The organism is Desulfopila sp. IMCC35008, from assembly GCF_010646885.2.
Taxonomy (GTDB): Bacteria; Desulfobacterota; Desulfobulbia; order Desulfobulbales; family Desulfocapsaceae; genus Desulfopila.
This window is the reverse complement of sequence record NZ_CP050700.1, coordinates 2,424,782-2,440,521: the sequence shown is the minus strand read 5'-3', so window position 1 is coordinate 2,440,521 and position 15,740 is coordinate 2,424,782. Positions and strand designations below refer to the sequence as shown.

Sequence of the window (15,740 nt, the reverse complement as noted above, 5' to 3'; positions counted from 1 at the left end):
GAGTGGGATTGTCAATACGTCAATTTCATGAGATCAGGAGAATAATTAAGCAATGTCCAAGATACAGTATAAATTTAAATACGATGAATACGGTAATACCAGGGAAATAGTTGTCTATAGCAGTGGAACCGGTGTGAGTTCAATGAGCTTTGTGAACAAGGGTACAGCCTTTAACAGTAAGGAAAGGGTCCAGTTCGGTCTTGAAGCATCCCTGCCTCCAGGAATCCGCGATATTGACGATCAGGTTGCTAATACCCGACGTATTGTTGAGAGCAAGGTGGATGATATTGAGAGATTCATTTTTGTTCGGGCACTGTACGATCGCAACGTAGCCCTTGCTCATGCACTGATCCGTAGCGATCTCGAGAAATACATGGGCATTGTCTACACTCCAACCATCAGTGAAGCCGTTAAAAAATACTCATCCCTTTACAGACAGGCAAACGGCCTGCACTTCAATCCCGGTAATATAGATATGGCGGAGGATATATTGCGCCGGTACATGAACAGGGATATCAGGGTAGCCGTTGTTACAGACAGCCAAGGCATACCCGGAATGGGAGATCAGGGAGCAGGTGGCATCGCAATATGTCTAGGAAAACTGATGCTCTATACCCAGGGTGGAGGGATTGCGCCCTGGCATTGTCTGCCAATATCGCTTGATGTCGGTACTGATAACGAATCATTATTGACAGATAGGCAATACCTTGGTTGGCGAAAAAACAGATTGCAGGGTGAGGAGTATCTTTCATTCATCGGTCGCTTTGTTCGGGCTTTCCGGAATGTTTTCCCGGATGCCATCTGTCAGTGGCAAAATTTTTCACGACCTAACGGGTTCAGCATTCGCGACGCTTTTGCCGATGAGTTGATCTCGTTTAACGATAACATTCAATCAACTGGTGGGTTGGCTCTTGCTGCAATTATGTCGGCCATGCGGAAGAAAAAAGAATCGATCCGTAATCAGAAATTCCTGGTACTGGGTGATGAATCTGAAAGTATAGGAATTTGCGAGCAGATTCTGTCGATGCTGGTTAACGAGGGATTGGAACGTAAAGACGCCTTGAACAGTATCTTCCTTGCAGACAGGGCTGGCATGATCACAGAAGAGCAGGTTGGTGAGTATTACGTTAGGCCTTTTGCTAAGGATCCATCTCTTTTCAGGAGTTTAGGCGTGTCTGCAAACCCGACTATACCAGAGTTTATTAAACATGCAGGTATCACTGTCTACATTTCGACCCTTGAAGGTGATGGCTGCATAGATAAACAGGTTGTGTCGGCACTTCTTGAAAATAGCGAAAGCCCTGTGATCCTGCCGCTTCACCCGTCCACGGATATGAGTGATGTATGCGTCAGGTCTATTTATGATTGGAGCGGTGGCAGGGCGTTGGTTGCAAGTGGAAGCACGAAAAAAGAGTTCACCACTTCAGGAGTAGAATGGCAGGTAAGTCAGGCTCATAATGTGCTGATTTTCCCTGGAATCGCTTTAGGGGTTCTGGCATCAGGTGCCCGTGAAATCGTACCCCAGTTCTTCACTGAGGCCGCCCGGACGGTTTCTGGAATGGTGACTGGGGCTGAACTCGAAAAGGGAATATTGCTCCCTCCCTTGCATGACCTGGAAAAGATCAGTAATAAAGTAGCTCTTGCGGTGGCGATGTGCAGTGTGAAGGAAGGGTTGAGCAGACCCTGTGCCTTTTCTACTTTTAAACATGAAACGGATGAGAGCAGGCTGCGTGAATTGATCAAGAGAATGCGCTGGGAACCGAATTACCTGCCGCTTGTTGCAATGTAACAAGGAGGGGTGAGGGTTTGGCAAAAAAAAAGCCCTGCCGAATGGCAGGGCTTTTTCTCTGATATACTAAAGTTCTAAGCAACTTTTTGAACATTGTCAGCGGCAGGTCCTTTGGGGCCGTCAACGATTTCAAAACTTACTCGTGATCCCTCTTCAAGAGATTTAAATCCTTCAGATTGGATTGCAGAGTAATGGACGAATACATCCGGTCCACCGTCTTGCTCGATAAACCCAAAACCTTTTGCGTCATTAAACCACTTCACTGTACCTTCTGCCATTGTGACTACTCCTTTTGTACTCAGGCTCCCCCAAGGAACCTCATAATAAAAACACCAACACTTTCGTCGGCTGACTTTCAGCTGATTGCCAAAACAAAAAAGACACTTCCAATTGGTATGTGCGGTAAACCATTATTTAACGGGTAAATAAGGATGTTTTGAACCACAGCGTTACAAGCCGTTTAGCACAAACCCTATGTAAAAGCAACAGTTTTGTGTGAGGAAACAAGATTTACTGTAAATGTTAGGAGTAGTTACGGGAATGGTTATTAAAAACTGTTAGTCATGCATGTATCGGTATTCCAATTCCATTCTATTTGAATAGTATATTGCGGGTCGAGTTTTTATTTATTCCAATGAGATGTGAAATAATCAGAATTTGATTGGAAAAAGCAGTGAAATACGGAAAGAGGTAAAAGCAGTTGACATTGCTGAACCCCACTGTTTAATCTACCAGCGTTATATGAATTATGTATGTAAAATGTCTTTTATCCGCTACTTAAAGTATCATATTGCCAGAACATTAGCTTTAAATTGATGCCAAAAAATATTTAGAGGAACTCTCTTTGCTCGCTGAATACCCTTTTTCATTAAATACCTTCACCATCGCCGGCCATAAAATGAACTATCTGGATGAAGGAGAGGGGCCAGTCGTCGTACTCGTGCATGGCAACCCGACCTGGTCCTACTATTACCGAAACCTGGTGCTGGAACTTCGTAAAAACCATCGGGTTATTGTGCCGGATCATATCGGTTGTGGTTTATCTGATAAACCACAACAATATAGCTACACACTTTCACAGCATATATCAAATCTTAGCTCTCTTTTATCTTCTCTGGAGTTAACCGAGTATTCACTTGTTGTTCATGACTGGGGTGGGGCTATCGGGATGGGATGTGCAGTGAAAAATCCAGATCAACTGCGAAAGATAGTTGTACTCAATAGTGCTGCTTTCAGATCCTCCAGGATACCTTTCAGAATCAGTGTCTGTCGATGGCCTATTCTGGGACCATTGATTGTCAGGGGGCTAAACGGTTTTGCCCGCCCTGCGACATTTATGGCAGTGAATGTGCCACTGAAAGAAGATGTAAAAAAAGGTTATTTACATCCATACAATAGCTGGGCAAGCAGAGTAGCTGTGTCGGCATTTGTCCAGGATATACCCCTTAAACCTTCTCACCAGAGCTATGACACACTGGTAGAAGTAGAAAATGGTTTGCAGGGTATTGCAGAAGCAAAGATACCAATGCTCATCCTCTGGGGTGGTAAGGATTTTTGTTTTAACGATCATTTCTACGATGAATGGCTGGATCGTTTTCCCGCTGCGGACCATTACTATTTCCAGAATGGTGGTCATTATATTCTGGAAGATAAAGCGGAGGTTATAATACCCCAAATATCTGAATTCTTAAGAACGGAGATGGAAAAATGACAGGGAAACCTGTTGTAAATATCGCTGATATTTTCTCCCAAACTGCTGTAGAGCAAGGTGAGAAGACGGCTGTTATCGAAGCTTCTTCCGGAAAAAAACTGAGTTTTAAAAATTTACTCAAACTTTCAGACGGCTATGGAGGATACCTCTCTGAAAAAGGTGTTCACCCAGGCGACAGGGTCATGCTCATGGTTACGCCGTCTATCGATTTTATTGGCCTGACATTTGGCCTTTTTAAAATCGGTGTGACAATCATTCTCATCGACCCGGGTATGGGATATAGGAATCTTCTTCGATGTATTGAAGGAGTTCGGCCCGATATCTTTATCGGGGTGCCCAAAGCGTATTTATTCTGCACCATCTTTAAGAAGCCTTTTCATTCCGTTCGGAAAAAATTCTGCTGTGGATCGTCTTTTGGTATATTGGGCCAGGATATAAGAAATAAGGCTCGAAGTTGGGGGCAGACGTTCTCAGCTTATAAACCCGTGAAAGACGATCTCGCCGCAATAATATTTACCACTGGTTCAACGGGTCCCCCAAAGGGTGTGCGCTATGAACACTCAATTTTTGCCTCTCAATTAGACCGTATTCGTGATTATTACGGGATTAACGCCAGTCACACTGACCAGCCAGCTTTCCCACTCTTTGGTCTCTTCTCCGCAGCACTCGGAGCGACGACAGTTATACCTGACATGGATCCGACAAAACCAGCACAAGTTGACCCAGTTCGTTTTGTCGCATCACTGCAAAAATATGATGTGACATATTCATTTGGTTCGCCAGCTATCTGGAATGTGGTGAGTAAATATTGTTGTAAGAATAAAATTATTTTACCAGGTCTGCAAAAAGTTCTTATGGCAGGTGCACCGGTTCCTGGTGAAATGCTGAAGAGGGTAACGTCCATACTCTCGCCAGCCGCAGAGGTCTATACTCCATATGGCGCGACCGAGAGCCTCCCGATCGTTTCTATCGAGAGCCGTGAAATTCTTGAGCAGACATTGACTCAAAGTAAAAGAGGTAAAGGTACCTGTGTCGGGCGACCTCTCCCTGGTATTGATATAGAGATCATTCAAATCGATGAAAATAGAATTGATTCATACCAAAATGTGCGGCCGGTTGCCACAGGCGAAATTGGCGAGATTATTGTCCGGGGTAATGTTGTAACCAGGGCCTACGAGAATAACAGTGAAGAGACGGCCATGGCCAAGATAAAGGATGGCGCAGGGTTCTGGCATCGAATGGGAGACACTGGCTATATCGACAAAGAAGGGCGATTGTGGTTCTGTGGGCGTAAAGCCCACAGGGTGAAGACTGTTTCAGGAGTGCTGTATACAATCCCCTGTGAGGCAATCGTTAATGTTCATCCTGATGTGTATAGGTCGGCCCTGGTAGGTGTACCTGTTGACAATTACAAAAATCAGGAACCAGTCCTTATTGTTGAACCTGAAAAATCCTTTACTGGGGATATCGACTATTTGCTGGAAGGGGTTCGCAACCTTGCCGCGCAAAGTGATATTACGAACACTATTAAAATTTTCTTGGTTCATAGAGATTTCCCTGTTGATATCCGTCATAATGCAAAGATATTTCGTGAAAAACTGGCTGTGTGGGCGGCGGAGCAAATAGCGGGCTGAGATATGAAAAAGATACTTGTAACTGGCGGTGGTGGATTTGTTGGTAAGAGTGTGGCCAAAATGGCAGCTGCAAGAGGGATTGAGACAACAGTAATAGGACGAAACAGTTATCCCGAAGTTGAAAAGCTCGGGATTCGCTGTGTGCAGGGTGATATTCGGGATGCCTCTTTTGTCAAAAATGCCTGCAGGGATGTGGACACAGTTTTTCATGTTGCCGCCATAGCCGGTATCTGGGGTCCATGGCAGGATTATTATTCTATCAATGTACTTGGCACGGAAAACATCATTAACAGTTGTCGTGAAAACAAGGTGCCAAATCTTGTATATACATCGACTCCTTCAGTTGTTTTTAACAGGGAAAGTATAAAAAACGGAGACGAAAGTTTACCATATCCGGAAACTTTTCTTTGCAACTATGCAAGAAGCAAAGTTATGGCAGAAAAAATGATACTGGCTGCCAATTCGTCAGCTCTTTCTACCTGTGCCCTGCGTCCCCATCTTATCTGGGGACCCGGAGACCCTCACCTTGTTCCACGGCTTCTGGAAAAAGGACGGCGTAAACAGCTCAGAGTCGTCGGAAATGGCAACAATCTTGTAGACATCTCATATATCGAAAATGTTGCCCATGCTCATTTATTGGCAGGTGATAATCTCTCTGGGCCTGCAACTGCAGCGGGTAAACCTTATTTTATCAGCCAGGGGCAGCCCGTCAATTTATGGGATTGGATTAATGATTTGTATCTCAAAACCGGGATTGAACCAGTAACCAAGTCAGTGCCATTTACGCTCGCCTACTACGGCGGTGCAATACTGGAAACAATGTATACTGTTATTGGTAAGCGGCAGGAGCCAAAAATGACACGATTTCTTGCCGAACAGCTGGCCAAATCTCATTATTTCTCTATTGCCAATATAGAAAGAGACCTCGGATATCGACCGGTTATTTCGACCGAGGAAGGTATGGAGATACTTCTAAAATGGATCAAGAATTTATGATGAAACGATTCAGGGCAATCCTGGCAACACTTCTGGCACTACTTGTATTCAACCTGACCCTCATGGAATCAGCTCATGCCTTTAGTATTGGGGAGGAACGGGAAGTAGGGGAGAAGCTGTTATATTCAGTGCGGACTGCTTTCCCGTTGATTGATGATCCGGATCTCGTAGCGTATCTGACAACTTTAGGTGAAGATGTGCTTGAAGTTACCGGAATCCAGTATTTTGACTACCACTTCTTCCTTATTCAGTCTAACGAATTCAATGCTTTTGCTGCTCCTTCCGGGCTGGTTTTCTTCTATACCGGACTTATCAGCGCCATGAACAGTGAGGAGGAGTTTGTTTCTGTGTTAGCCCATGAGATAGGTCATGTGGTGAAACGACATCTAGCCGGTCGTATTGAAAAAGGAAAGATTATCGGAGTTGCCTCCATGGCTGTTGCCATTGCAGCCCTTGCCCTTGGCGGAGGGGAGGCGACTCAAGCATTATTAACAGGCTCCCTGGCTGCTGGACAGAGCGCAACCTTGCATTTTAGTAGAAAGGATGAAGAAGAGGCAGATCGACTTGCCTATGACTGGATGAAACAACTGGGCAAGGATCCGGCAGGGCAGGCTGCCATGCTCAAGACCATGCGCAGGGTCAGCCGATATAGAAGCGAAAAACTCCCTCAATACCTGCTCACTCACCCAAATCCTGAAGACCGTTTGGATTATGTTGAAGGGTTGATAAGCAGTGATCATGAGTTACCCAGACGGAGAGAGGAACGAGATCAATTCAACTTCCTGCGTTTCAAGTACAGAATTATGAGTAAAGTCAGTGACAGTGTTGTTTACCGAGCACACCTGGCTAACGTGCTCAGCGATTCACGCTCAACAGAATTTGACCGTATTATGGCGAAATACGGTCTTTCACAAATTGAAAGGGTAGCAAATAATCATGTACGCTCCCTCAAACTCTTGGACGAAGTGTTGGAAGTATTCCCGGATAGGCAGATCCTGTACACTGATAAAGGTGTTTCTTTGTATAGCGCAGGTCGTCTAGCTGAGGCAATCTCAATCCTTGAGAAGAGTTGGGCGCTCGACAATGAAGACCTCTACGCAGCCGAGTACCTGGCTCGATGTTATCAGGCCCTTGGCGACTTTGAACGGGCAAATACTCTCTACAAAACCGTTTCGTATGGTTTACCTGAATATTCGAAAATCTATTTTGAGCTTGGCAAGATAGCAACCAGCCGCCAAAAACAGGGTGAGGCTTCGTTGTATCTTGGAAAGTATTATTTGTATGAAGGGAAATTGAAATTGGCGACCTTCAGCCTGCACAATGTTGCAAAGTTGAAAACAGCTGATGATGCGGTCCGGAAAGAGGCAGAAACACTCCTTGAACAGATTAAAAGGCTCGAGAAGAAATAGTTGTGGTGGATTGCCGGGCACTCTGTTCGGAGAAGTTGCTTTTTACCTTCTCATTGAGACTCAAGAAGGATAAGAAATTCTGTATTTCCTTTGGGTCCCTTAATGGGTGAGGTAATAACACCCTTATCTACAAGTCCAATGGATTCTGCAAATTCCTGTATTCGCAGAATAGCCTCACGATGCAGTTCAGGGTCTCGTACCACACCGCCTTTGGCGATTTTTTCCCTGGGCAGCTCAAACTGGGGTTTTATAAGGGCAACAATCTGAATTGTCTTATCAAAGAGGCCGAATAGCGGTGGAATGAGTTGTGTGATGGAGATAAAAGATGTGTCCATGACGGCGAGTTGCACTGAGTCCGGCACTTCTGTTCTGGTGATTTTCCTGGCGTTAAACCGCTCGATGACAACCACTCGCGGGTCCTGCCGGAGTTTCCAGTCAAGCTGACCGTACGCAACGTCTACTGCGTAAACCTTTGCTGCACCGTTTTGCAGGAGACAGTCAGTGAAACCTCCGGATGATGCTCCAACATCAATACAGCATAAACCTTCAGGGTTTACGGGGAATGTGTTCAGTGCTTTTTCAAGTTTATAGCCGCCCCTTGAAACATAGGGACACCTCTCCTTGACCCGCAGGGTTACCCCCTGTTGGTATGAACTGCCTGCCTTATCAGCGACTACTTCATCAACAAGTACTTCGCCGGCACCAATAATACCACGCGCAGTTTGGATGTCAGGAGCCAGGCCTTTCTCGACAAGGAGCTGATCAAGCCTTTTTTTCACGTATTATCTAGATACACAAGAGCGTTGTCACTTACAGATTGTTCAGTTTATCCTTGGCAATCCCGGCTTCCGGAGATGACCCATAATGGGTGATGATCTTTTTGTAAATCATCTTCGCAGTCTCATTATCGGCAAGACGCTCGAATGCCATAGCCTGTTTCAGGGTTGCTGAAGCGGCTTTCGGGTGGGTTGAATGTTGTGAGATGATCTTTTGGTATTGGAGAATTGCCTTGTCGTATTCTTTTTGTGCAAAGAGACTTTCTCCCATCATAAAGTTTGCGGTGACAACGGTATCTTTGTCATTGTTTGCTGAAGCAGCCTTACTGAAGGCTGAATACGCCTTGGCAAATTGATTCTGGTCAAATAACACCTGCGCTTCGTGTAGTGGAGACGCTTCGACAGGAGCGGTTTTGGCATTACCTGAGGTGGCCTTGACTTTGGTGGCGGCTACGTCCTGAGTAGTGGTTTTGGGTGTGTCTGCTGGTTTTGGTGTTGAGCTTGTGCTCGGTTTAGCGGTTGTTGATGCAGCAACCGAAGAGCGTGTGGTAAACACCTGTTTTTTCCTGTCAGCAGTAATGTTTTTCACAGTACCTGATCCGCTTTGCATAGAGGTACTGGCTGCAAGTGCCTTGGCTTTTGCCTCATCTGCTTTTCTCCTGGCCTCTTTGGCACGTCGCTCCGCATCACGAACCCGTGCATCCTGAATGGCCTGGAGATTTTCCTCCTGTACTTTTAGTTTTTCGTTGAGTTCGGCAATGCGTGCTTCTTTTTCTAACTGCTCCTGCTGGATTCTGCGTAAGGCTTCTTCACGTTTTTCAGCCTCGGAGGTCGCAATATGGGTAATATTCTGCTCGAGATTTAGGTTTTTTTCCTTGAGCATGGTGTTCTGACGACTCGTTTCGTCTAGCTGGCTTTTGAGGCCGAGGATCTCACGTTCCAACTGGTCCATCTGGTTGGAAGAAGCAGCCTGTCGTCTCTGAATATCACCGACTGTTGTTGATTTCATTTCCTCAAGCCGTTTGTTAACAACATGCAGTTGGTACTGCAGTCGCTTCACTTCATCCTGTGAAGCACAGTTGGTGAGAAAAGGTGCAACAGCTATAGCCAGGAGTATATTTCGAAAAGAGTTTTTCATCGTTCTCATCTATTTGTAATTATATATATTTATCGAGACCACTGAGGGTAGGTGTGGCTTCCCGGAAAGGCAAGGACCCTTCTCTGGAATGAACCGTTCTTCATGATAGCGTAGATCTGGTGTTTTTTGCCATCCCTTTTTGAAAAGATGATCTGGTTACCGTCCGGGGACCACATTGGCGATTCATGGTGACTTAAGTCAGATGTGAGCTGCTCAGCAGGCGCTCCCGGTTCTGGTTTGGTGGTGAAGAGTTGGTAGACACCGTCACGAAGGCTTGAATACACAATAAGGTCTTCCTTCGGTGACCATGAAGGTTCAGCGTTTTCAGACCCCTTGAAGGTGATACGCTGGGTATTTCGGGTGCGCAGATCCATCACGTAAAGCTGTGGTTTACCGCTCCTATCCGAAACAAAAACTATACGACTCCCGTCAGGTGACCAAGTCGGTGAGACATTAATTCCCGCTCTCTTCGTGAGCTGTTCAATGATACGACCTTTGTCATCAAGCATAAAAAGATCAGGATTACCATTGACTGAGAGTGTCAGGATCATTTTTGTGCCGTCGGGTGACCAGGCCGGGGCCAGGTTCATACCTTTTCTTCTTGACAGTGCGCGGGTAACCTTGGATTGGTTGAGTTTCGTGATATACAGATTGGCATTGCCGGTGTGGTATGAAGTATAGCTAAGTGCTTTGCCATCCGGTGTGAAGCGTGGGGAAACAATCAGGTTTCTGTGTCTGGTGACTTGCCTCAGTTTACGGCCCAGTATGTCAGTGAGGTATACTTCCTTCGCGCTTTTGTTATGTGACACAAAAGCAATCTGACTTGAAGCGATTCCTCTGGTTCCGGTTAGTTCCTCAATAACATCATCACAGAACTTGAAAAGCATCGTTTCTTTCTGTTTGATGGTTCCGGAAAAGGATTTGCCCATCATGGTTTCATTGCCTGCAACATCAAACAGGCGCAGTTCAAGGGTAATTCCTTTTGAGGTCAGGGCATAGCTGCCTTGCACAACAAAATCGGCACCCAGGTTTTTCCAGTTGGTGTTTTGTGTCCCACCGTATTCTGAAGAGGGTATGATTAAAATAATCCCATGAAACTTCAGGGCTTTGGCAAGAATGTCAGCAAGATCTCCGCCAAGTTTCTGTTTCTGGCCATTCAAATCTTTATTCAGCAACCAGGGAACGGCAAATGAGATTTTGCGTGCTTCAGGGGCAGAAATATCGAGATAAACACGATCGGCTCCATGACTCAACTGAGCAAAGAGCAAAAATGATATGAAAAATATATTGAATTTTATGAGGTTGAAGAATTTCATAGGTAGTAGGTTGTGTATGTGAATTAAGATTATCTTATTTGTCCGGGGGAGAAAATCAGCCCTATCTCCAAACGCTGCTTTTTAAGGACAGGCGGTATGGGGGGGAGTTTCCCGACGTCCTGCAGGGTCTTGGTGACAAATCTGTCGAAGATGCGATCTCCTGATTTCTTTTCAAAAAATGAATCAGCTATCTCTCCATTTTTACGTATAGTAATAACAACACTGGCACTTAGTGAAGGATCCCATGTTTTGTATTCGGGAAGGCTCCAGAGTGATTGCAGCCGGGAGTTTATGGTTGCATAATATTGTGTCTCAATGGAACTCAACTGTCCGCCTGAACGGGCGGAAGATGGTGTGTCCCCAGTTGAATTAGTGTTCCTGGGCGTCGGTTTGGTGCGAACCTGCTGCAACATCTTTTTTTCGCGCGCGGCCTCTTCAGCCAAAAGTCTCGCCTGCTCATCGGCCTCCTGCTGAGCTTTGAGCATCTCAGCAAGTTTCTGGCGTTTCAGCGCATCCTGGTTGGTCTTTTGTGGCTCCGGCTTTTTGACAATTTTCTTTTTCTTCTTTTTCCGAAGAGGTTTTATCGATACAGCTTTAGGCGGAGCGGCTAGTGGTTCCGGTGCGGGTGGTGCAACAGAGACAGCTTTTTCTGGTACGGTTTCCTGAAGAGGTTTACTCTGTGGCTCGGGTGCACTGATTGACTCAGGTGCTGCCGGTTGTTCAGTAAGGTTGACAAGGTTGACCGTATAAATATCTTCATATCGCGGTTTTACATCGAAGATATCAGGTAGATAGACGGCGGAAAGCCCAACGAGTAGATGAAATCCTACTGCCAGATTGAGTGGGATTTTCCAATGGTTTCCCGTCATATATGTCACCCGGTATTGCTGTGCCACGTATTATTTTTTTTCCTCTGCAGGTTTGGTTACCATGCCGAGCTTGTCAAAGCCAGCCGCTTTGATATCGGCCATCAGGTTCACAACTGCACCGTATTGTACCTTCTTATCTGCTTTGAGATAAATTGGTTGTGATTTCTGTTCCGGTGAGAGCTTGTCAAGCTGTTGAAAGAGTACAGCCTGGTTCATCTCGGTTCCGTCCAATTCTATTTTACCGTTCTCATCGATAGTGACAACGTGTATGTCTTCATCCTGGCGCAAGGCCTTCGACGTCGTTTGGGGGAGATCCACATCAAGTCCCTGGGTCATCATCGGTGCCGTCACCATGAAAATAATGAGTAAGACAAGCATGACATCGACAAGAGGAGTGACGTTGATATCCGATACCAGTTTCTTTTTTCTGTTATTGGTTGCAAAACCCATAGTTGTCTTGTGCTTCCGGTTCTTATATGTGTTTTCTGGTTAGGAATTAGCTCATTTTTCTCACAAATGTTACCTGCAAACATCCGTGAAACTTAACATCCCTGTCTGATCTTCCGTATCGTATTTTTCATACCCGGCTGAGCAGATCCCGTTCGACCAGGTTGAGAAAATCTGTACTGAATTCCTGCACTTCATCTCCGATAGAATCAAGTTTGTTGGCAAAATGGTTATAGGCAATAACAGCTGGAATGGCAACGGCGAGTCCGGCGGCGGTTGCAACGAGGGCCTCAGAAATACCGGGTGCGACGACTGCCAGTGATGCGGATCCTCTTTGGCCTATGTCGTGAAATGAGACCATGATGCCCCAAACGGTACCGAATAACCCTATAAATGGGGCTGCACTTCCGGTAGTGGCAAGAAAGGGAAGGGCAGAGCCCATCTGGTTGATTTGTTTTGCTTCCTCTTTACGAATAGCCCTTTTAAGATTGTCCATGGTGGCGAGCTGCATATCAAGGGACTCGCCTCTCTCTTGATTTTCCTTTCTATTTCGTATCTTGTTGATCTTTTGCAGCTCGTTATAACCGGTAGCAAAGACAGCGGCTTCAGGGCTGTATTCAAAATCCTCAGCGACCTTGTAGGCTTCGCTTAAATTGGTCGATGACCAGAAGGTGTCGAGGAAGTCCAAACTGTCCAGCCGGACAGTTTTGAAAAGGCGGTATTTCATAAAGACAATGGACCAGGAGGCGATTGAGAAAATCAGCAGGGTCAGCATGACGAGTTGGCCGACAGGTCCTGCATGGAGAATCATATCTGTTATGGAAAGCTGCACGTGATCTGTTCCTTAGGGTTGTTGTTATGTAATTTGGCCAGGGACTGACCTGTAAGATGAAGTGTCAGTTTACAGCGATGGTATTGTACCCGGTTTGGGTAAAAGTTCAACATGCCTGTTTGCAGTTGTCCTGTTTCTGGATAGTAAACAGACCACTGAAACAAACTGAAATTACGCCGAATCTGTTACGGTACATGCGAAATTGGTTTGCACTGCAATCTTACCGTCAACTCGTATGGTTCCCCGCATAAAACAGACATTGGAGAGAATCTCTTTAACCTTCACATTAATTTCCAGAAGGTCTCCAGGCAGCACTATACGCTTGAATTTCGCACCTTCTATTCGGGTGATAACAGGAACGGTACCTGCACTTACAAATCGACCGTTTTCACGCATATAACATAGGAGCAATGCTCCTGACTGAAAGATGGCTTCACAGAGCAGAACGCCGGGCATGATTGGGTTACCAGGGTAATGTCCCTTGAAGATGTCCAGGTCATCTGCGACTATCTTTGACGTAACGATGGAATCGCCCTCAACTGCCTCAATTTGGTCAACCCAGAGAAAAGGTTCCCTGTGCGGTATGCGTTGCAATATATCTTCTTTGGAGTAGTCTGCCAATTATAACCCTCCGTTGATATCAAGGACTGAGCCTGTGATATAACCTGCGCGCCTTGAGGCCAGGAACAGGACTGCATCAGCAACTTCATCAACTGTGCCGAAACGTCTCATGGGAACCAATTTTTTGTATCCACTTAACTGTTCGGCCGGCAGGTCATTGATGAAGTCCGTGGCGATAAAACCAGGTGAGACGCAGTTGACCGTAATTTTCTTTTTGGCAGTTTCTTTGGCGAGGGATTTGGTAAAAGCGATTTGACCGGCTTTTGAAGCACCGTAGTTTGCCTGTCCGGCAAACCCTAGATTCGCTACTGGAGATGTGATGGTAATGATACGACCATATTTATTCTTCATCATGAGAGGAATAACTGGCTTTGACATCAGGAAGGTACCTGTAAGGTTGATATCGATCACCCTGTTCCAGTCTTCCCCTTTCATCATGGCGACGACAGCATCCCTGCGTATACCTGCATTGTTGATAAGAATCTCTATTGAGGAATGGGTCTGTTCTATCTCTGTATAAAATGCAGTAACCTGTTTTTCGTCGGATATGTCGCATCGGTACAATCTGAGTTTGTCACCGTACTCCTTAAAAGAGTTGGACATTTCTTCAGCAGCCTTTGTGTCGCCGCCATAAATACCAAGGACCGTAGCGCCGCGTTTGAGGAGTGTTTTACTGATTGCCCTGCCTATTCCGCGGGTTGCTCCTGTAATTATCGCTGTCTGATCAGAAAAATTTTCCATGTTCTTCCTTTTCAACTGCGGAGATAGGTGTCCACATCATTGGCGACGATAACACCGTAATTAATTGCACCAAGCCAGCCTGACATAATAATGCCGACAGAGCCAACATGAAAAAGACCTGGTACTTCTTTGAAGATGGAACGTGAGATATCAAGTCCCTCGAATTTGGTTCCGAAAGAGGTCCCAAGAGTATGTAAAGTGTAACGGTTGAAGGTGAGTGGGGTCGCTGATTCCATCCAGTCAATCTTCCCTTTCACATCAGGGAGGTAACGAGAAAGATCTTCCACGGCACGCTGGGCCATCCTCTCTTTTTCAGCCCGATATTCGTCATCGCTTAGTGTCGCCCAATCGTCATAGCGGCTATTCATCGAAGCTACTATAGTGTAGCGGTTGTGGCCGGGACGTGTTTTCGGGTAGTAGAGTGAAAAGGTCTTAGAACGGGTATGCAGATCAAGCAGTTCTGCCGAATCAAACTCTTCGCTGGTAGAGGTGAAAAGCAGATCTCCAACATCTTGGATTGATTCTTCCTCCTTGATCCCGATATATACCTGGCAACTTGAATTGTTAACCCTGATAGCATCAGCTCTTTCAATGAATTCATCGGAAAAACAGGAGCGGTCAGTAAGGTTGTGAATAGTATTGGTAATACCGCTGTTGGAAACGACGGCACCAGCTTTGATGACTCTGCCGTCGACCTCAACACCAATAACCTTATTCTTTTCTGTTACGATCCTGTCCACCCTGGATCGAGTGCTGATGGTGACACCGTTTTTCTCCAACTCATCCGCCATCATATGAATTAACTTGTCGGTTCCGCCTTCAAAGGTGTATACACCGCGGTTCATAAAGTTGGAAAAAACGATGCCATAGGTAATTGCAGGATCGTCCAGTGTCGAACCATTGGCGTAGGTGATAGGCTCCATCAGAAGCCGGTGGACGTCTGTTCTGCCAGGAAAAAACTGTTCAAACAGTTCCCTGGTTGTCATGGTCTGGTCATCGTAGAAATTCATTCCGGCAACAGTGGTGAAAAAGTCGTTGATGACGGTGAGTGGAATCTTGAACTTTATGTTGAGAATGGAGGTGAAGTCATCCTTGTCAAAGGTTGTTCTCAACGAAAACTGAGGATTGTCAAAAACGATGTTTTTTAACTGGACAATCGACCCCATGATCTCCCTGTTCCAATATTTCTTACAGGTCTTGATCATCCCAAATGGGAAACCATGCAGGGAAATGTCGAATATATGGCCCTTTCGCTTAAACCATGTCGCGAGTCCCCCGAGTCTGTGATGGTGCTCAAGAAGGAGGACAGAGTGGCCGCAATAGGCAAGACGATTTGCGGTGGTGAGACCACCTAGTCCGGAACCTATGACAATAACATCGTAACTGTCAGAACAATCAGAAAATGGTACAGGCATATCTGCTTATAAGAAAGTAGAGGGAAGTATTACCGGTTATAAAGGT

Annotated in this window: 15 protein-coding genes; 5 read left to right on the top strand and 10 right to left on the bottom strand. The window is 45.7% G+C overall.

Annotation, left to right across the window (positions count from 1 at the left end):
• The first annotated feature begins 52 nt into the window (after window positions 1-52).
• Entirely contained in the window at window positions 53-1,789 is a 1,737-nt protein-coding gene (gene maeA / locus GA520_RS10745) for an oxaloacetate-decarboxylating malate dehydrogenase (RefSeq protein WP_163336609.1), read from the top strand.
• A 74-nt stretch (window positions 1,790-1,863) separates the two neighbouring features.
• Here the strand turns inward: maeA and GA520_RS10740 are convergent, their stop codons facing one another.
• Window positions 1,864-2,067 (bottom strand): cold-shock protein, encoded by a 204-nt coding sequence (locus GA520_RS10740; protein ID WP_163336610.1) that lies wholly within the window; start codon window positions 2,065-2,067, stop codon window positions 1,864-1,866.
• A 566-nt stretch (window positions 2,068-2,633) separates the two neighbouring features.
• On the opposite strand from GA520_RS10740, the gene GA520_RS10735 reads away from it, so the two are divergent.
• Genes GA520_RS10735 through GA520_RS10720 form a run of 4 tightly spaced genes read left to right on the top strand, consistent with a single transcriptional unit; the run spans window position 2,634 to window position 7,539 of the window.
• Window positions 2,634-3,500, top strand: coding sequence for an alpha/beta fold hydrolase (locus GA520_RS10735; RefSeq protein WP_240910063.1), 867 nt, complete (start codon window positions 2,634-2,636; stop codon window positions 3,498-3,500).
• Window positions 3,497-5,134 (top strand): fatty acid CoA ligase family protein, encoded by a 1,638-nt coding sequence (locus GA520_RS10730; RefSeq protein WP_163336611.1) that lies wholly within the window; start codon window positions 3,497-3,499, stop codon window positions 5,132-5,134. The genes GA520_RS10735 and GA520_RS10730 overlap by 4 nt, the downstream gene beginning before the upstream one ends.
• Before the next feature lie 3 nt (window positions 5,135-5,137).
• On the top strand, window positions 5,138-6,130 hold the full coding sequence (locus GA520_RS10725; protein WP_163336612.1) for an NAD-dependent epimerase/dehydratase family protein: 993 nt from the start codon (window positions 5,138-5,140) through the stop codon (window positions 6,128-6,130).
• Window positions 6,112-7,539, top strand: a complete 1,428-nt coding sequence (locus GA520_RS10720) for a M48 family metallopeptidase (RefSeq protein ID WP_163336613.1) — start codon at window positions 6,112-6,114, stop codon at window positions 7,537-7,539. The genes GA520_RS10725 and GA520_RS10720 overlap by 19 nt, the downstream gene beginning before the upstream one ends.
• Window positions 7,540-7,589: 50 nt before the next feature.
• On the opposite strand, the gene GA520_RS10715 is transcribed toward GA520_RS10720, so the two are convergent.
• The 9 genes from GA520_RS10715 to GA520_RS10675 form a co-directional block, all read right to left on the bottom strand.
• Window positions 7,590-8,318, bottom strand: a complete 729-nt coding sequence (locus GA520_RS10715) for a TlyA family RNA methyltransferase (RefSeq protein ID WP_163336614.1) — start codon at window positions 8,316-8,318, stop codon at window positions 7,590-7,592.
• A 31-nt stretch (window positions 8,319-8,349) separates the two neighbouring features.
• On the bottom strand, window positions 8,350-9,453 hold the full coding sequence (locus GA520_RS10710) for a tol-pal system YbgF family protein (protein ID WP_163336615.1): 1,104 nt from the start codon (window positions 9,451-9,453) through the stop codon (window positions 8,350-8,352).
• Between the two features lie 29 nt (window positions 9,454-9,482).
• Window positions 9,483-10,769, bottom strand: a complete 1,287-nt coding sequence (tolB, locus tag GA520_RS10705) for a Tol-Pal system beta propeller repeat protein TolB (RefSeq protein ID WP_163336616.1) — start codon at window positions 10,767-10,769, stop codon at window positions 9,483-9,485.
• A 29-nt stretch (window positions 10,770-10,798) separates the two neighbouring features.
• Window positions 10,799-11,638, bottom strand: coding sequence for a TonB C-terminal domain-containing protein (locus GA520_RS10700; RefSeq protein ID WP_163336617.1), 840 nt, complete (start codon window positions 11,636-11,638; stop codon window positions 10,799-10,801).
• A gap of 30 nt (window positions 11,639-11,668) precedes the next feature.
• Window positions 11,669-12,088, bottom strand: a complete 420-nt coding sequence (gene tolR, locus GA520_RS10695) for a protein TolR (protein WP_163336618.1) — start codon at window positions 12,086-12,088, stop codon at window positions 11,669-11,671.
• Window positions 12,089-12,215: 127 nt separating this feature from the next.
• Window positions 12,216-12,917, bottom strand: a complete 702-nt coding sequence (tolQ, locus tag GA520_RS10690; RefSeq protein WP_163336619.1) for a protein TolQ — start codon at window positions 12,915-12,917, stop codon at window positions 12,216-12,218.
• A gap of 171 nt (window positions 12,918-13,088) precedes the next feature.
• The gene (gene fabZ / locus GA520_RS10685) at window positions 13,089-13,538 is read right to left on the bottom strand and encodes a 3-hydroxyacyl-ACP dehydratase FabZ (protein WP_240910064.1); all 450 of its coding nucleotides are present in this window, start codon (window positions 13,536-13,538) and stop codon (window positions 13,089-13,091) included.
• Entirely contained in the window at window positions 13,539-14,279 is a 741-nt protein-coding gene (locus tag GA520_RS10680) for an SDR family NAD(P)-dependent oxidoreductase (protein WP_163336620.1), read from the bottom strand.
• A gap of 11 nt (window positions 14,280-14,290) precedes the next feature.
• On the bottom strand, window positions 14,291-15,694 hold the full coding sequence (locus GA520_RS10675) for an NAD(P)/FAD-dependent oxidoreductase (RefSeq protein ID WP_163336621.1): 1,404 nt from the start codon (window positions 15,692-15,694) through the stop codon (window positions 14,291-14,293).
• Between the last annotated feature and the right edge of the window lie 46 nt (window positions 15,695-15,740).